Origin of the sequence: Zestomonas carbonaria, from assembly GCF_904061905.1 — a bacterium.
Classification (GTDB): domain Bacteria; phylum Pseudomonadota; class Gammaproteobacteria; order Pseudomonadales; family Pseudomonadaceae; genus Aquipseudomonas; species Aquipseudomonas carbonaria.
In genome coordinates, this window is the sequence record NZ_CAJFCI010000037.1 from 31,864 (window position 1) to 47,877 (window position 16,014).

General features: G+C 66.4%; 11 protein-coding genes. All 11 read left to right on the plus strand.

Annotated elements, in window-relative coordinates:
* Positions 1-6 precede the first annotated feature (6 nt).
* The 11 genes from PSEWESI4_RS08985 (at position 7) to PSEWESI4_RS09035 (ending at position 15,957) form a co-directional block, all read left to right on the plus strand.
* Complete coding sequence (locus PSEWESI4_RS08985) at positions 7-702, plus strand: PspA/IM30 family protein (protein WP_187670859.1); 696 nt, start codon at positions 7-9, stop codon at positions 700-702.
* Between the two features lie 59 nt (positions 703-761).
* Entirely contained in the window at positions 762-1,388 is a 627-nt protein-coding gene (locus PSEWESI4_RS08990) for a hypothetical protein (protein WP_187670860.1), read from the plus strand.
* A gap of 116 nt (positions 1,389-1,504) precedes the next feature.
* Positions 1,505-3,556, plus strand: a complete 2,052-nt coding sequence (locus PSEWESI4_RS08995; protein WP_187670861.1) for a flotillin family protein — start codon at positions 1,505-1,507, stop codon at positions 3,554-3,556.
* A gap of 181 nt (positions 3,557-3,737) precedes the next feature.
* A complete protein-coding gene (locus PSEWESI4_RS09000; protein ID WP_187670862.1) occupies positions 3,738-8,993 on the plus strand; it encodes a DNA repair ATPase in 5,256 nt (1,751 codons plus the stop codon).
* Positions 8,993-9,541: a rhomboid family intramembrane serine protease gene (locus PSEWESI4_RS09005; protein WP_187670918.1), complete on the plus strand. Its 549-nt coding sequence runs from the start codon at positions 8,993-8,995 to the stop codon at positions 9,539-9,541. Before PSEWESI4_RS09000 ends, PSEWESI4_RS09005 begins: the two co-directional genes overlap by 1 nt.
* A 4-nt stretch (positions 9,542-9,545) precedes the next feature.
* Positions 9,546-10,238 carry a phospholipase D-like domain-containing protein gene (locus PSEWESI4_RS09010; protein WP_187670863.1) on the plus strand — a complete coding sequence of 231 codons (693 nt, stop codon included), beginning with the start codon at positions 9,546-9,548 and terminating at the stop codon, positions 10,236-10,238.
* Complete coding sequence (locus PSEWESI4_RS09015) at positions 10,238-11,308, plus strand: C-terminal helicase domain-containing protein (protein WP_187670864.1); 1,071 nt, start codon at positions 10,238-10,240, stop codon at positions 11,306-11,308. Before PSEWESI4_RS09010 ends, PSEWESI4_RS09015 begins: the two co-directional genes overlap by 1 nt.
* 124 nt (positions 11,309-11,432) lie before the next feature.
* Positions 11,433-12,581, plus strand: a complete 1,149-nt coding sequence (locus PSEWESI4_RS09020) for a GGDEF domain-containing protein (protein WP_187670865.1) — start codon at positions 11,433-11,435, stop codon at positions 12,579-12,581.
* A gap of 52 nt (positions 12,582-12,633) precedes the next feature.
* Positions 12,634-13,173 (plus strand): YaeQ family protein, encoded by a 540-nt coding sequence (locus tag PSEWESI4_RS09025; RefSeq protein ID WP_187670866.1) that lies wholly within the window; start codon positions 12,634-12,636, stop codon positions 13,171-13,173.
* A 132-nt stretch (positions 13,174-13,305) separates the two neighbouring features.
* Positions 13,306-15,015: a single-stranded-DNA-specific exonuclease RecJ gene (gene recJ / locus PSEWESI4_RS09030; protein ID WP_187670867.1), complete on the plus strand. Its 1,710-nt coding sequence runs from the start codon at positions 13,306-13,308 to the stop codon at positions 15,013-15,015.
* Between the two features lie 258 nt (positions 15,016-15,273).
* Complete coding sequence (locus PSEWESI4_RS09035) at positions 15,274-15,957, plus strand: tellurite resistance TerB family protein (RefSeq protein ID WP_187670868.1); 684 nt, start codon at positions 15,274-15,276, stop codon at positions 15,955-15,957.
* The last annotated feature ends 57 nt before the right edge of the window (positions 15,958-16,014 follow it).

A 16,014-nucleotide genomic window follows, 5' to 3' on the forward strand; every position in this document is an offset into this window, starting at 1 on the left:
GAGGCGATGAACGTCTGGAGCAAATTGCTGACGGCACTGCGTGGCGGTGCCAACGAAGTGGGCGAGGCCCTTGTCGATAGCCAGGCCTTGCGCATCCTCGACCAGGAGATTCGTGACGCCGATACCGAGCTGCGCAAGTCCAAGGAGGCTTTGGCCGAGATCATGGCCAGGCACAAGCTGGCCAGCGAGCGGGTGAACAAGAGCGCGGCGAAGATCACCGAATACGAGGCGTACGCGCTCAAGGCCCTGGAGGGTGGTAACGAGGCCCTGGCCAGGGAGGTGGCGGAAAAGATTGCCAACCTGGAGATCGAACAGGCCAGCGAACGCGAGCAGGCCGAAGGTTTCGCCGCCAGCGTGGCGCAACTGCGCAAGGCGGTGGCTCAGGCCGAAGGCAATATCAAGCGTCTGAAGCAGCAGGTGGACACGGTCAAGGCCACCGAGAGCGTGCAGCGCGCGCAGATGGCCGTGGCCCAGCGCTATGGCGGTTCCCAGGCCAAACTGCACACTGCGGTGGAGTCGCTGGAGCGGATCAAGCAGAAGCAGGCCGAACGTGCCGCGCACATGGAGGCCAGTGCCGAACTAGCTGCCGAGAGCACGCCGGACGACGCCCTGGAGGCCAAGCTGCGCGCCGCCGGAATCGTAGCGGACAGCGCCAGCGCTGACAGCGTGCTGGCGCGCCTCAGGGACAAGACCAAGTCCTGATCTCGGCGGGAGCCGCGGCTCCCGCCACTCCCAGCTACGTACAGCCAGGATGTAAGAAGATGGAGCTTTTTCTACAGACCTCGTTGTCCTTTCCCGTGGTGTTGCTCAGCTTCCTGCTGTGCGTGGCGATCCTCTACTGGTTGGTCGCCGCGCTGGGGCTGGTGGAGGTCGACGTACTGGATATCGAGGCCGACTCGCTGCAACCCGAAGGGCTGGCCGGGGTGCTGCTCAAGCTGGGCCTGAACGGCGTGCCGGTGACCCTGGTACTGACCCTGCTGTTCTTCTTCGCCTGGCTGATCTGCTATTTCGCCGAACTGCTGCTGTTGCGCTTCCTGCCACTGGGTATCCTGCGCTATCCGCTGGGTGTCGCGGTGGCGCTGGCATCCGCGCTGGTGGCGGTGCCGCTCGTCGGCTTCCTGGTCCGTCCCCTGCGTCCCCTGTTCCGCAAGCTGGAAGCCAGTGGCAGCCAGTCGCTGCTGGGGCAAGTCGCTCTGGTGCGTAGCGGCCGGGTGACGCCGGACTTCGGCGAGGCGACCCTGGAGGATGGCGGCGCCGGCCTGATTCTGCGCATCCGCGCCGCCGATGCACTGGGCCTGAAGCGGGGCGACCGTGTGGTGCTGCTGGAATACCTGGAAGCCGAACATGCTTACCGGGTGATAACCGAGGACGAGTTCAGGGGCATCTGACCCCGGGGCGACAGGGCCGGAACGATCGCCGGCCTTGGCCCAATGGCCGGCTGCAAGGCCGGCAGAGACTTTCAGGGCAGGATACCGCCCGCTTTTATCAAAGGAGATTGATTCTAATGAGCCTCGCAATGCTGATGCCCTTCCTGGTCGGAGTGGCTGTGTTCTTCCTGCTGATCTTCGGCTTCTTCGTTCTGTTCAAGGCCTTCTATATCAAGGTTCCGCAAGGCACCGCGCTGATCGTCAACGATATGAGCTCGACGCCCAAGGTGCATTTCACTGGCGCCCTGGTATACCCGGTGATCTACAAGAAGGAGTTCATGAAGATCTCCTTGCTGACTCTGGAGGTGGACCGTCGCGGCAAGGACGGCCTGATCTGCCAGGACAACCTGCGCGCCGACATCACCGTGGCTTTCTACCTGCGGGTCAACGAGACCCAGGAAGACGTGCTCAAGGTGGCCAAGGCCATCGGCGTGGAGCGTGCCTCCGACCGCGCGGCGGTCAACGAGCTGTTCAACGCCAAGTTCTCCGAGGCGCTGAAGACCGTCGGCAAGCGTTTCGACTTCGTCCAGTTGTTCGAGGAGCGGCAGAGTTTCCGCGACCGTATCGTCGAGGTGATCGGCAACGACCTCAACGGTTACGTGCTGGAAGACGTGGCCATCGACTACCTGGAGCAGACGCCGAAGAGCTCCCTCGACCCGAGCAACATCCTCGACGCCGAGGGCATCCGCAAGATCACCGAGCTGACCGCCGCGCAGAACGTCATCACCAACGAGCTGGAGCGCAACGAAGAGCTGGCGATCAAGAAGAAGAACGTCGAGACCCGCGAGGCGACCCTGTCGCTGGAACGCCAGCAGGCCGATGCCGAGGCGCGGCAGAAGCGCGAGATCGAGACCATCCGCGCCCGCGAGGAAGCCGAGACCCTCAAGGTCAAGGAAGAGGAACGGCTGAAGGCCGAGCAGGCGCGCATCCAGACCCAGCAGGAACTGGATATCCGTTCCGAAAACCACCAGCGCGAAGTGGAAGTGGCTCAGCAGAACCGCCAGCGCGCGGTGGTCATCGAAGTGGAGAAGGTCACCCGCGCCAAGGACCTGGAAGTGGTGGCCCGCGAGCGCGAGGTGGAGCTGCAGCGCATCGAGAAGGAGAAGGCGCTGGAGGAAGAGCGTAAGAACATCGCCGCGGTGATCCGTGAGCGGGTGGCGGTGGAGAAGACCGTGGCCCAGGAAGAAGAGCGCATCAAGGAGGTGCGCGAAGTGTCCGAGGCCGAGCGCCTCAAGCAGGTTACGGTGCTCAACGCCCAGGCCGAGGCCGAGCAGGAACTGGTGCGCCAGGTCAAGCAGGCCGAGGCCGACGAGACCCGTTCCAAGCACAAGGCGGTCGAGATCAATACCCTGGCCCAGGCCGAGCTGGAAGCCGCGGCCAAGGAAGCCGAGGCCAAGAAGAAACTGGCCGAAGGCATCGAGGCCGAGCGCGCAGCGCCCGGCCTGGCCGATGCGCGGGTGCGTGAAGTCACCGCCGCGGCCAAGGAGAAGGAAGGTCTTGCCGAGGCCCGCGTACAGGCCGAGCGCCTGATCGCCGAAGCCAAGGGCGAGCAGGAAAAAGGCCTGGCGGTGGCGCGGGTTACCGAAGCCCAGGCGGCGGCGAAGGAGAAGGACGGCCTGGCCGATGCCAAGGTGCTGGAAGAGAAGCTCGGTGCCCAGGCACGCGGCGAAGAGCAGCTCGGCACGGCCAAGGCCAAGGCCACCAAGGATCTCGGCATGGCTGAGGCCGAGGTGCTGTTGGAGCGTCTGAACGCCGAGGCCGAAGGGCTGGGCAAGAAGTTCGGCGCGCTGGACTCGCTCAGCGACAACGCCCGCGCCCACGAAGAGTTCCGCATGCAACTGGAGAAGAGCTTCGAGGAAGCCATGGCCGCCATCGCCGCCAACAAGGACATCGCCAAGGACCAGGCTGAGGTGCTGGCCACCGCGCTGGCCAAGGCGAAGATCGAAATCGTCGGCGGCGAGGGTGACTTCTTCAACTCCTTCGCCAAGTCGCTGTCGGTGGGTAAGGCCATCGAGGGCGTAGTCGGCAAGAGCCCAGTGGTGCAGGACGTACTGTCGCGCCTGTTGTCCGGCAAGCCGGCCGCTTCCCACCCGCCGGCCGGCTCCGGCAATGGCGCGGGTGCGCTCTAGACCGCTGGGCTGGCACCCCTCTCCCTGGAGAGGGACGCCAGCCACCCCGATAGAGATGGCCAGCCCGTTCCGTAGGAGCGAGCTTCGCTCGCGAAGCGTTCACCGTTGTCGGCTTTCGCGAGCGGAGTGCGTTCCTGCGGGGCCACCGCTGGCCTGAAGACGCAGAATCAGGAAGACCACGATGTCGGACGCTCAAGCCGCAACCCAGGAACAGGACGTATTGGACAAGGCCGTCGCCGAGGGCGGCGCCTACGAGGTGCTGCACAAGCGCCTGCAGGACCAGGGGCTGCGTCTGCGCCAGCTCGGCGAAGCGCTCAACCAGCAGCGCCTGGCGGAGTTCGGCAGCAGCCAGATGGAGGCGATCGGGCGGGTGCGCATCCGCACCGAGAATAACTGCATCGCCCGCGACATCGTCCAGGTCGGCGACTGCCTGCTGTTCGGCTACAACGTGTTCCTCGGCCTGAAGAAGGAAACCACGGTCGCCGACGTGTTCTCGCTGTATCGCCTGGCTGAGCATGAGGAAGGCTACGAGGCCGAACCGGTGCCGCTGGACGGCAGCTTCCTGGCCCAGAGCAGCTTCGTCAATGACTTCAACGAGCTGTACACCTACTACAAGAACACCCGCCTGCTGCAACTGGCGATCCGCGACGGCAAGCTGCTGGCCAGCTTCCAGATCGGCGAGCGGATCAGCGATATCCGCGTATTCCGCTGGTCGCTCTCGGCGGACGGCAAGGACGTGCGTTATATCGACAATCGTGGCGAGCGCGATATCGCTCTGCCGTTGCCGTTCGACTTCGAGTGGCAGAAGACCACGCGCGAGATGGTGGTCAACGGCCGCCATCCGCATATCAATATCCTCGACACGGTATTCGTCGAGACCCTGGGCGGCGACCTCACCGTCAAGGTGGAGAACAACACCGAGGACGGCCAGGGCATCTACCGCGAGCCGGTGCTGGACAAGACCCAGTCGCTGGACGACGCACAGATCGAATACGCCCGCCTGGGCAGCCTGACTCTGCTGAAGATCCTGCCCTACCGCGAGGAGCAGTGGCGCTACCTGGTGTTCAACAGCCTGACCCGCCAGGTCGAGCGCATCGACGCCATCGGCCTGGCCTGCGTGCAACTGCCGGAAGACCACGGCATCATCTTCCCCGGCGGCTATTACCTGCAGAACGGCGAGTACAAGACCTTCGAGCAGTCCATGACCGGCATGCGCTTCAAGCGCTCGGTGCGCTCGCCCAACGGCGAGGACGTGCAGTACATCTTCTACCACCCGGAAGAAGGCCGCGCGGCGCTGTTCACCTACAACCTGATCAACCGCCAACTGCACAACCCGATTTTCGGTCACGGCTACGCGCGCCTGGAGGACGGGCGCATGGTGATCTTCGCCGCCGAGGGTGAGGAGCCGACCCGTATCCACCCCATGCAGATCTGGCAGACGCCGTTCTGCAGCGAAGACTACGCTGCCCGCCAGCCGGCGCGCAGCGGCTTCTTCGGCCGCATCGGCAATGCCGAACTAGTGCGAGGGGTGTCCGACCTGCTCAATCTCAGCCGCGAGATCGACAGCCGCGAAGTCTCGGTGGCGCGCTACACCCAGCTGTGCCAGAACACCCGCCGCCTGTTCGACGTCTACCACTGGCTGGGCGATGCCCAGTGCGCCGAACTGGCGCCGCTGCTGCGCGAGATCGCCGCCACCGGCGAGCTGGTGCTGGACGAGTTCGAGAAGGTCGAGAGCATCCGCCAGCAGTCCAGCCGCGCCATGGCCGAGGCCGAGACCCGGCAGAAGGCGCTGCTCGAAAGCCTGCGCCTGGACAACTGGGACGCGGTGCAGCATTTCGTCGATGCCCTCAACGCCATCACTGCCCAACGTGGCCAGTTGCTGACCATCCGCGACTACCGCTATATCGACGTGGCGCGCATCGACGCCATGGAAAGCGAACTGCTCGAAGCCCAGGAGAGGGTGGCGGCGGCGACCTCGGACTTCCTCGCCAGCGAGTCGGCGCTCGAACCCTATGTCAGCGAGCTCAAGCAGCTCGACGAGCAGGCGCAGCAGGCGGCGACCGTCAGCCAGTTGAACGAACCGCTGGCCGCCATGCAGGCCATGGCCGGCAACCTGGACATGCTCTCCGGGCTGATGGCCTCGCTGGCGATCGACGACGCTACCCAGCGCACCCGTATCGTCGAATCCATCTCCGAGGTCTACGCCCGTCTCAACCAGGCCAAGGCCCGCGCCGAGCAGCGTCGCCGCGGCCTCGGCTCGGCCGAGACCGTGGCCCAGTTCGGCGCCCAGTTCAAGTTGTTCAGCCAGGGCATCACCAATGCCCTGGCGCTGGCCCAGGATCCGGAGTGCTGCGACGAACAACTGTCGCGCCTGCTGGTGCAACTGGAGGAACTGGAAAGCCAGTTCGGCGACCACGAGCAGTTCCTCGGTGACATCCTGGCCAAGCGCGAGGAACTGCTGGAAACCTTCGAGGCGCACAAGCAGAGCCTGCTAGATGAACGCCAGCGCCGTGCCCAGGGCTTGCTCGACGCCGCCCTGCGCATCCTCGACAGCCTCGGCCGACGCACCGCGCGTTTCACCCGGATGGAGGAGCTCAACGCCTTCTTCGCCGCTGACCCGCTGATCCTCAAGCTGCGCGAACTGGCCGAGCGCCTGCGCGAGCTGAAGGACAGCGTCAAGGCCGACGATGTCGAGGCGCGCCTGAAGGGCGCCCGCGATCAGGCGGTAAGGGCCCTGCGCGACAAGAGCGAACTGTTCGAGGAGGGCGGCAACGTCATCCGCCTCGGCCCGCGCCACCGCTTCAGCGTCAACACCCAGGAGCTGGACCTGACCCTGCTGCCGCGCGGCGACGGGCTCTACCTGCACCTGACCGGCACGGATTTCCTCGAACCGCTGCGCAACGCCGAACTGGAGGCCCTGCGCGACTACTGGCAGGTGTCCCTGGAATCCGAGTCGGCCATTCTGTACCGCGCCGAATACCTGGCCGGCGAGGTGCTGGCCGCCGCCGAGGCCGGCTCGGACGACCTCGACCTGGACGGCCTCAAGCTGCTGCTGGCCGACCCCGAGGCGCTGATCCGGCGCATCCGCGACTTCGCCGCGCCGCGCTACCGGGAAGGCTACGAGAAGGGCATCCACGATCACGACGCGGCCTTGATCCTGGCCCAGCTGCTGCCCCTGCGCGAAAGCGCTGGGCTGCTCTGCCATGCGCCCCAGGCCCGTGGCATGGCGACCTTCTTCTGGAGCCTGTGGCAGGCCGACGAGGCCGCCGTGCAGTGGCCCGAGCGGGCGCGCACCAGCCGGCATATCCAGCAGCTGTTCGGCCGCCGCGAGGGGCTGGCGCAGTTGCAGGTGGAGGTGGCCGCGGCCATGGCCGCCTTCGCCCAGCAGCAGGCCATGGCGCCGGGCGAAGCGACCCTGGCCGAGGCCGCCGAGTACCTGGTGCAGGAACTGGCCGCCGAGCATGTCGAGTTCACTTTCAGCAAATACGCCCGCGAACTGCTCGCCGCACTGAAGACGCGGCTGCAGGCGGCGCGGGTGTGGGACGGCTACCAGCAGACCCTGGCGCGCCTGCAAGGCCGCCCGGCGGCGCAGTGGGCGCTGGTGGACAACTGGCTGCGCGGCCTGTGCGGCGAAGGCGAGGCGAGGGAGCTGGCCGCCTACGTCCCCGAGGCGGTGGCCCTGGCGCTGCTGCCGGAAGGCTTTGCCAAGCGCATCACCGAGGTGGGCCTGCGCTTCACCGTCGAGCAGCTGATGGGCGATCATCCGCGCATCCACGAACAGTGCCTGGTGCTGGCGGTGGACGATTATTTCGCCCGCCTGCGCGACCACCGCGAGCGCTTCCTGCCGCAGCTACAACGCTACCAGGCGCTGCGCCAGGAGGTGGTCGGCCACGAACGCGAGGCGCTGCGCCTGGCCGAGTTCAAGCCACGGCCGCTGTCCTCGTTCGTGCGCAACAAGCTTATCAACGACGTCTACCTGGGCGTGATCGGCGACAACCTGGCCAAGCAGATGGGCACCGCCGGGGAGAATAAGCGCACCGACCTGATGGGCCTGTTGATGCTGATCTCGCCGCCCGGCTATGGCAAGACCACGCTGATGGAATACGTCGCCCACCGCCTGGGGCTGATCTTCATGAAGATCAACGGTCCGGCCCTGGGCCACGAGGTGCGCTCCATCGACCCGGCCCAGGCGCCCGACGCCACCTCGCGCCAGGAGCTGGAAAAGCTCAACCTGGCGCTGGAGATGGGCAACAACGTGATGCTTTACGTCGACGACATCCAGCACACCCACCCCGAGTTCCTGCAGAAGTTCATCTCTCTATGCGACGGCACACGGCGTATCGAGGGCGTGTGGAAGGGGCGCACCAAGACCTACGACATGCGCGGCAAGAAATTCTGCGTGGTGATGAGCGGCAACCCCTACACCGAGTCCGGAGAGCTGTTCAAGATCCCTGACATGCTGGCCAACCGCGCCGACATCTACAACCTCGGCGATACCCTGGGCGGCATGCAGGAAGCCTTCGCCCTGAGCTACATCGAGAACGCCCTGACCTCCAACCCGGTGCTGGCGCCGCTGGCCACCCGCGATATGGCCGACGTCTACCGCTTCGTCGCCAACGCCGAGGGCAAGCCGTTCTCCGCCAACGAGCTGAGCCACAGCTACAGCAGCGCCGAGATCAACGAGATCACCGGCACCCTGCAACGCCTGATGCAGGTGCGCGACGTGGTCGGCCGGGTCAACCAGCAGTACATCGTCAGCGCCGCCCAGGTCGACCAGTACCGCAGCGAACCGCCGTTCAAGCTGCAGGGCAGCTACCGCAACATGAACAAGATGGCGGAGAAGATCAGCGCAGTGATGAACGACGACGAACTGCTGCAACTGATCGCCGATCACTACCAGGGCGAATCGCAATTGCTCACCAGCGGCGCCGAGGAGAACCTGCTCAAGCTCGCCGAACTGCGCGGCAACATTAGCGAAGAACAGAGTGTCCGCTGGGCGCAGATCAAGCGCGACTTCCTGCGCAACAAGGCGATGGGCGGCAGCGACGCCGATGTCGGCGGGCGCGTGGTGGCCCAGCTCAACGACCTGGTCGAAGGCATTCGCGCCGTGGCCGCCAACCTGCATCGCGAACCGCAGGCGTCCCAGGCGCTGCCCTGGGACGAGCTGCTGGCCAGCCTGGACCGGCTTGGCCAACTGCGTCCGCAGGTCGACGTGGCCGTGCAGGCGCCGCCGCAGCCCGGCGTGCAGGTTTTGCTGGAGCGGCTCGCCGAGACCTTGCAGGACAGCTTCATGCCGCTGATGAAGGCTATGGACAAGAAGATTGACATCGACTTGCGTACCCACAACCGCATGGGTGAGATGGCCCAGCGTCTGCACGAGTTGGGCCGGCTCCTTGGCCAGTCACAGAGTGGCGAGCCGGGAGCCGAGCCGGCGTGATGGCGTGGCTGGCGCCACGCCTGTGCTTGTTGGCCGGCATTGCCGCGCTGATGCTGGCGTTGCAGTCGGTCAACAGCGTGAGCGGGTACGACCTCAACGCCTGGGGCGTGCTGCCGAGGCACGCCGGCGGCCTGCCCGGCATCCTCTTCGCGCCCTGGCTGCATGCCGGCTGGTGGCACCTGCTGAACAACCTGCCGGGCCTGCTGCTGCTCGGCTGGCTGGCGATGCTCGACTCGCCGCGCCGGTTTCTCGGCGCCAGCGCCTTCATCCTCCTCGGTAGCGGCCTGCTGGTCTGGCTGCTGGCCCGTCCCGGCCTGCACTTGGGCTCCAGTGGTTGGGTTTTCGGCCTGTGGGGACTGCTGCTGGGGCGGGCCTGGTTCCAGCGCAGCCTGGATAGCCTGCTGATCGCCGCGCTGGTGTTGATGTACTACGGAAGCTGGTGGCTGGGGCTGCTGCCCAGCCAGGACATCTCGTTCGAATACCACCTCGCCGGTGCCTTCTGCGGTGTGCTCTATGCCGCAGTCACCGGCAATTCAAGGAGCGATTGAATAAATGGACTTTTCCCGCCTGGACCAGCAGTTGCGCGACAGCCTGGTCGACCTGAAGCTGAGCAACGAGGAGCGTGACGAGCTGCGCCAATTGGGCAGCGACCTGAGGTCGGATCAGGTGCGCTACCTGCGCAACCGCGCCTTCGGCCTGGTGCGCGAGCTGATGCTGAGCGATGCAGCCAACGCGATGCCGGCTCTGAAGTGGCTGGAACAGGTGATCAAGACCCTCGACGTCGCCAGCGCACCGCCGCGCCCAGCGGTGGCCAGTGTTCACTTCAGCCCCGGCGAGGACTGCCTGCGCAAGATCCGCGAACTGTGCCGGCAGACGCGCGACTCGCTGGACGTCTGCGTCTACACCATCTCCGACGATCGTCTCAGCGACGAGATCGTCGCCTGCTACCGGCGCGGCGTGGCGGTACGGGTGATCAGCGACGATGAGAAACGGCATGACGAGGGCAGCGACATCCATCGCCGGATCGACCAGGGCGTACCGCTGCGCATCGACGACAGCCCGTTCCACATGCACCACAAGTTCGCCCTGTTCGACCGCCGGGTCCTGCTCAACGGCAGTTTCAACTGGACTCGTAGCGCCACTACCAGCAACGAGGAGAACATACTGGTGATCGACCACCCGCAACTGGTGATCGCCTATGCTCGCGAGTTCGACCGGCTGTGGGAGCGCTACGCGAGACACTGATGGAACACTCCGACGCCCGCCGACTGATCGGCTTCTACCGTGCGTGCTACCTGGCGGACAGCCGCGAGCTGGATCTGGATGACTTCGCCAGGTTGCCGGCCGGGATACGCGAGCAGTGGAGCTATCGCGACAACAGTGTGCTGGATTGGGTCGGGTCGCGATTGACCCGTCAGGTCGAGGTGACCTTTCTAGACGAACACTTCCGCAGCCGTCTGGCGCTGATCCGGCTCAGTAACGAGCAATTCTACGATCGCCGGTTGCGAGTGATGAAGGAGCGTCCTGGCCAGGAGCATTGCGATAGCCTGCAACTGGAGCGCCTGGAGGGCGAGCGGGCGCGCGATGGGGTCAATGCGCGGGAGGTGGAGCGTGTGCTGGAGCTGATCCAGGAACATGTGGCGCGTTACGCGGACAGCCTGGCCAAGCCCAGCATCGGCGTACTCTCGCCGTTTCGCGATCAGGTCGAGCGGATTCGCCAGCGCATCGGCGCCAGCATGGCGCTGGAGCAACTGCGCCAGTTTCGCCTGCTGGTGGCTACGTTCTACGGCTTCCAGGGCGAGGAGCGTGACTTGATGATCCTCAGCTTCGCCATTCATGGTGGCGGTGGCCAAGCCGCGACCTACCTGAACCGCGAGGACATGTTCAACGTCGCCGTCACCCGTGCTCGCGAACGCCAGGTGCTACTGTTCAGCGGCGACGAACGCCAACTGCCTTCCGGCCATCTCCTGCGCCGCTACCTGGAGAGCATGACGTGGCCGCTGTCCGCCAGCCGGGGTGGCGACAGTGAGCTGGACGATTTCCAGCACCGGCTCTGCTCCGCCCTCCAGGCCCACGGCGTGAAAACCTGGATCCGCTATCCGCTCGCGGGCCTGCTACTGGATATCTTCTGTCAACGCGGCGACAAGTGCCTGGCCGTCGACCTGATCGGCTTTCCCGGCGAAGGCGAGGGTTTTCTCGAGTTGGAGCGCTACCAGATGCTGGTCCGCGCCGGACTGGACATCGTACCGCTGAGTTATGGCCTCTGGGCACTGGAGCCGGAGCAGACCTTGCAGGCCTTGCTGCGGCGATTGTAGGGGCGACCGTCTGCTTGGCGAGACTCTAAGTGACAACGTAGAGTGACGGCATATGGGTGGTGTGCTCCACCACCATGCCGACTCGTCCCCCCCATCACCGTTTCCCTGCCAAGGGGCATGTGCCATGCAATTGAACGTCCAGACCCTGGTGGTCGTGGATATCTACGTCCTGATGCTGGTCGGCCTGCTGATGCTGCACGCCTGGCGGCGCGGCCGGCGCGAGGCGACCCTCGGCTACCTGGCGGCGGCCCTGCTGCTCGGTGGCCTGGGCACCCTGCTGGGCAGCTTGCGCAACCTCGGCATCGACTGGCTGCCGATCCTGGTCGGCAACGTCGTCCTCCACGTCAGTGCGGCACTGAGCTGGGTCGCCCTGCGGGTGTTCGCGGGTCGTCGCGTTCACTGGCCGGAGGTGGCCGCCGGAGGGGCGCTCTGGGCGCTTCTCTGCCTGTGGCCGACTTTCTACGAGTCGCAGGCGCTGCGCATACAGGTCTACTCGCTGATCGCGGTCACCTATACCGGGCTCGGCGCCTTCGAGCTTTGGCGCAGCCGCCGGCAACTGGAGGTGGACGTCCGCCCGGCGCTGGTGCTGCTCCTGGGGCACGCCGGCTTCTATTGCGCCCGCGCGGTGCTGGATCACGACATGCCGTTCGACATGGTTTCCACGGGCAGCAGCTTCTTCTCCCTGCTGGTGCTGGAAACCATGCTGTTCTCCATCGGCATCGCCTTCGTCACCCTGGCGATGGTCAAGGAGCGCGCCGAACTGCGCTACAAGAGCGCCGCCATGCGCGACCCGCTGACCGGCATCGGCAACCGCCGGGCCTTCATCGATGCCGCCGAGCGACTGCTCGCCGACTGCGTTCGCCTGCGCCGGCCGGCGGTGCTGCTATTGTGCGATCTCGATCATTTCAAGCGCCTCAACGACCACTTCGGGCATGCCGCCGGCGACCAGGCACTGGCCGACTTCGGCCGGATTCTCGCCAGCCGCACCCGCCAGCAGGACATCTGCGCGCGGATTGGCGGCGAGGAGTTCGTCTGCCTGCTGGCCGAGGCCGACCACGGCGTGGCCCTGGCGCTGGCCGAGCGCATCCGCCAGGAGTTCGCCGAGCTGCCGTTCGCCACGGGCGGCCAGCTCAGCGTGAGCATCGGCATCGCCACCGCCGAGCAGGCCGGCTACGACCTGACCCGCCTGCTGTCGCTGGCCGACCAGGCGCTCTACGCCGCCAAGGCGGCCGGGCGTAATCGGGTCGAGGCGTATCGGCCGGACAGCCGGTAGGCGGAATCGGGTAGACTGGCGCCCCATTCCGAATCACCGAAGAAGCTCGCCCATGGCCCTGCAAGCCACGCCCTACAAAGTCGACCTCAACCTCACCGATCTGGACCGCAACGTCTACGAAAACCTGCGTTTCACGGTTGCCAAGCACCCGTCGGAAACCGAGGAGCGCCTGGCCGTGCGGCTGATCGCCCATGCCCTGTGGTACAGCGAGCAACTGGCCTTCGGTCGCGGCCTGTCGGACGTCGACGAGCCGGCGCTGTGGGAAAAGAGCCTCGACGATCGCGTGCTGCACTGGATCGAGGTCGGCCAGCCGGATGCCGAGCGCATCACCTGGTGCTCGCGGCGCACCGAGCGCTTCAGCCTGCTGGCCTACGGCAGCCTGCGGGTGTGGCAGACCAAGGTGCTCGACAGCGTGCGCAGCCTGAAGAACATCAACGTCGCGGCAGTGGACCAGGAAGCCCTGGAGAACCTGGCCCGCGACCTGCCGCGCTCGCTCAGTTGGAGCGTGATGATCAGCGATGGCCACCTGTACGTGACCGATGAGCGCGGCCAGCACGAAATTCCTCTGGAGTGGCTGCACGGCGAGCGCTGAGCGCCTTTTTATTGGGTCCCCGCGTGCGCGGGGATACGGCTGGCCTCCTGCACACATGCCAGCGCACGCGGGAGTCCAGGCCTGTAAGCGGGTCCTCGCCAGGGGCCCCAGAACGAGAACACCAGATTGACCATGCGTATCGAAACCCGCCCGCTTCCCGCCCAACTGCCCGATCTTGGCGACCTGCCGCCGCTCCTGACCCGTCTCTACGCCGCCCGTGGCGTGCAGTCCGCCGCCGAACTGGACAAGGGCCTGGCGCGGCTGATCCCCTACCAGCGCCTGAAAGGCATCGATGCTGCCGTGGAGCTGCTGGTGCAGGCCCTGGAGCAGCGCCAGCGCATCCTCATCGTCGGCGACTTCGACGCCGATGGCGCCACCGCCAGCTCGGTGGGCGTGCTCGGCCTGCGCATGCTGGGCGCCGCCTCGGTCGACTACCTGGTGCCCAACCGTTTCGAATACGGCTACGGGTTGACCCCGGAGATCGTCGCCGTGGCCCTCGGCCGCCGGCCCGACCTGCTGATCACCGTCGACAACGGCATCTCCAGCGTCGATGGCGTGGCGGCGGCCAAGGAAGCGGGGCTGAAGGTGCTGGTCACCGACCACCACCTGCCCGGTCCGGAGCTGCCGGCGGCGGACGCCATCGTCAACCCCAACCAGCCGGGCTGCGACTTCCCGAGCAAGGCGCTGGCCGGCGTCGGGGTGATCTTCTACGTGCTTCTGGCGCTGCGCGCGCGGTTGCGCGAAGTGGGCTGGTTCGCCGCGCGGCCCGAGCCGAACCTGGCCGAACTGCTCGACCTGGTGGCGCTGGGCAGCGTCGCCGACGTGGTGCCGCTGGACGCCAACAACCGCATCCTCGTCCACCAGGGCCTGGCGCGCATCCGCGCCGGCCGCGCGCGACCCGGCCTGCGGGCGCTGCTCGAAGTGGCCGGCAAGCAGCATGGGCGGATCACCTCCACCGACCTCGGCTTCATCCTCGGTCCACGGCTCAATGCCGCCGGCCGGCTGGACGACATGAGCCTCGGCATCGAATGCCTGCTCTGCGAGGACGAGGCGCTGGCCCGCGACATGGCGGTGCAGCTCGACCAACTCAACCAGGATCGCAAGGCCATCGAACAGGGCATGCAGCGCGAGGCGCTGGCGCAGCTCAAGGAGCTCAAGACCGAGGAGCTGCCGTTCGGCCTCTGCCTGTTCGAGCCGGACTGGCACCAGGGCGTGATCGGCATCCTCGCCTCGCGCCTCAAGGAGCGCTACCACCGCCCGGCGATCGCCTTCGCGGACGCTGGCGACGGCCAGCTCAAGGGCTCGGCGCGCTCGGTGCCGGGCCTGCACATCCGCGATGCGCTGGACGCCGTGGCGGCGAAGCATCCGGGGCTGATCAGCAAGTTCGGCGGGCACGCCATGGCCGCCGGCCTGTCGCTGCCGCAGGAGCATTTCGGCGCCTTCGCCGCGGCTTTCGACGCCGAGGTGCGCCGCCAGCTCAGCGAGGACGACCTGACTGGACGGCTGCTGTCCGACGGCAGCCTGGCCGCCGAGGAATTCCACCTGCCGCTGGCCAAGGCGCTGCGCAACGCCGGCCCCTGGGGCCAGCACTTCCCCGAGCCGCTGTTCCACGGCATGTTCCAGTTGGTGCAGCAGCGCATCGTCGGCGAACGCCACCTCAAGGTGGTGCTGAAGAGCGAGTGTGGCTCCGTGCAACTGGACGGCATCGCCTTCGGCATCGACCGCGAACAGTGGCCGAACCCGACGGTGCGCTGGGTCGAACTGGCCTACAAGCTGGACGTCAACGAGTACCGCGGCCAGGAAAGCGTGCAACTGCTGATCGCCCATATCGCCCCGCGATAAGACCAGGCCACAGCAAGCACCTCCCTCGCTCGTTCTGACGACAACCTTCCCAGCCCGCACATACGACTCCCTCTCTCTCCGGGAGAGGGCCGGGGTGAGGGGCGGAGTTGAGCGATCACCTCAGATTGAGAGCCCTCCGCTGACTCCACCAGCCGCCACCCTCCAGCAATATCTCGAAGCACTCTGCGCCATGCCGACGGGAATTCGCCCCGCTAGAGTGCGCTCCATCGTTCGATTCGTTTCCCAGTGGAGAACAGCATGAACACTCGCGGTCTGCTCGATCAATTGCTCAAGTCCGGCCAGGAGCTGCTGCAGAACGGCGGCGGCCAGGCCAAGTCCGGGCAGGGCGGCCAGCTCGGCAACCTGCTCGGCAGCGTCGGTGGCGGCGCGCTCGGCGGCGGGGCCATCGCCCTGCTGCTGGGTAGCAAGAAGGCCCGCAAGATGAGCGGCAAGGTGCTCACCTATGGCGGCCTGGCGGCGCTCGGCGTGGTGGCCTACAAGGCCTACAACAACTGGCAGCAGCAACAGCAGGCCGGCGCGGCGCGGACCATCGAACCGCAGACCGTGGACCGCCTGCCGGCCCCGCAGGCGGAGCAGCACAGCCACGCCATCCTTCGCGCCCTGGTGGCCGCGGCCAAGTCCGACGGCCATATAGATGCGCGCGAACGCCAGTTGATCGACGACGAAGTGCTCAGGATCACCGGCGATCGCGAACTGCAGGGCTGGCTGGATCGCGAACTGAACAAGCCGCTCGACCCGGCGGAAGTGGCGAGCGCGGCGCAAAGCCCGGAAATGGCCGCGGAGATGTACCTGGCCAGCCTGCTGATGGTCGACCAGGAGCACTTCATGGAGCGCGCCTACCTCGACGAACTGGCCCGCCAGTTGAAGCTCGACCCCGCCCTCAAGAGCGAACTGGAGACCCAGGCCCGCCAGGTGCTGTAGCGGCGAACGGTTCCGCCCTGTCGGAGCAGGGGGGCTAGACTGAAACCGTCACCACCT

Excerpts from the sequence above, each read along its gene's own strand:
- PSEWESI4_RS08985 (WP_187670859.1), top strand. The coding sequence starts at position 7 with ATGAACGTCTGGAGCAAATTGCTGACGGCACTGCGTGGCGGTGCCAAC.
- PSEWESI4_RS08990 (WP_187670860.1), top strand. The coding sequence starts at position 762 with ATGGAGCTTTTTCTACAGACCTCGTTGTCCTTTCCCGTGGTGTTGCTC.
- PSEWESI4_RS08995 (WP_187670861.1), top strand. The coding sequence starts at position 1,505 with ATGAGCCTCGCAATGCTGATGCCCTTCCTGGTCGGAGTGGCTGTGTTC.
- PSEWESI4_RS09000 (WP_187670862.1), top strand. The coding sequence starts at position 3,738 with ATGTCGGACGCTCAAGCCGCAACCCAGGAACAGGACGTATTGGACAAG.
- PSEWESI4_RS09005 (WP_187670918.1), top strand. The coding sequence starts at position 8,993 with ATGGCGTGGCTGGCGCCACGCCTGTGCTTGTTGGCCGGCATTGCCGCG.
- PSEWESI4_RS09010 (WP_187670863.1), top strand. The coding sequence starts at position 9,546 with ATGGACTTTTCCCGCCTGGACCAGCAGTTGCGCGACAGCCTGGTCGAC.
- PSEWESI4_RS09015 (WP_187670864.1), top strand. The coding sequence starts at position 10,238 with ATGGAACACTCCGACGCCCGCCGACTGATCGGCTTCTACCGTGCGTGC.
- PSEWESI4_RS09020 (WP_187670865.1), top strand. The coding sequence starts at position 11,433 with ATGCAATTGAACGTCCAGACCCTGGTGGTCGTGGATATCTACGTCCTG.
- PSEWESI4_RS09025 (WP_187670866.1), top strand. The coding sequence starts at position 12,634 with ATGGCCCTGCAAGCCACGCCCTACAAAGTCGACCTCAACCTCACCGAT.
- recJ (WP_187670867.1), top strand. The coding sequence starts at position 13,306 with ATGCGTATCGAAACCCGCCCGCTTCCCGCCCAACTGCCCGATCTTGGC.
- PSEWESI4_RS09035 (WP_187670868.1), top strand. The coding sequence starts at position 15,274 with ATGAACACTCGCGGTCTGCTCGATCAATTGCTCAAGTCCGGCCAGGAG.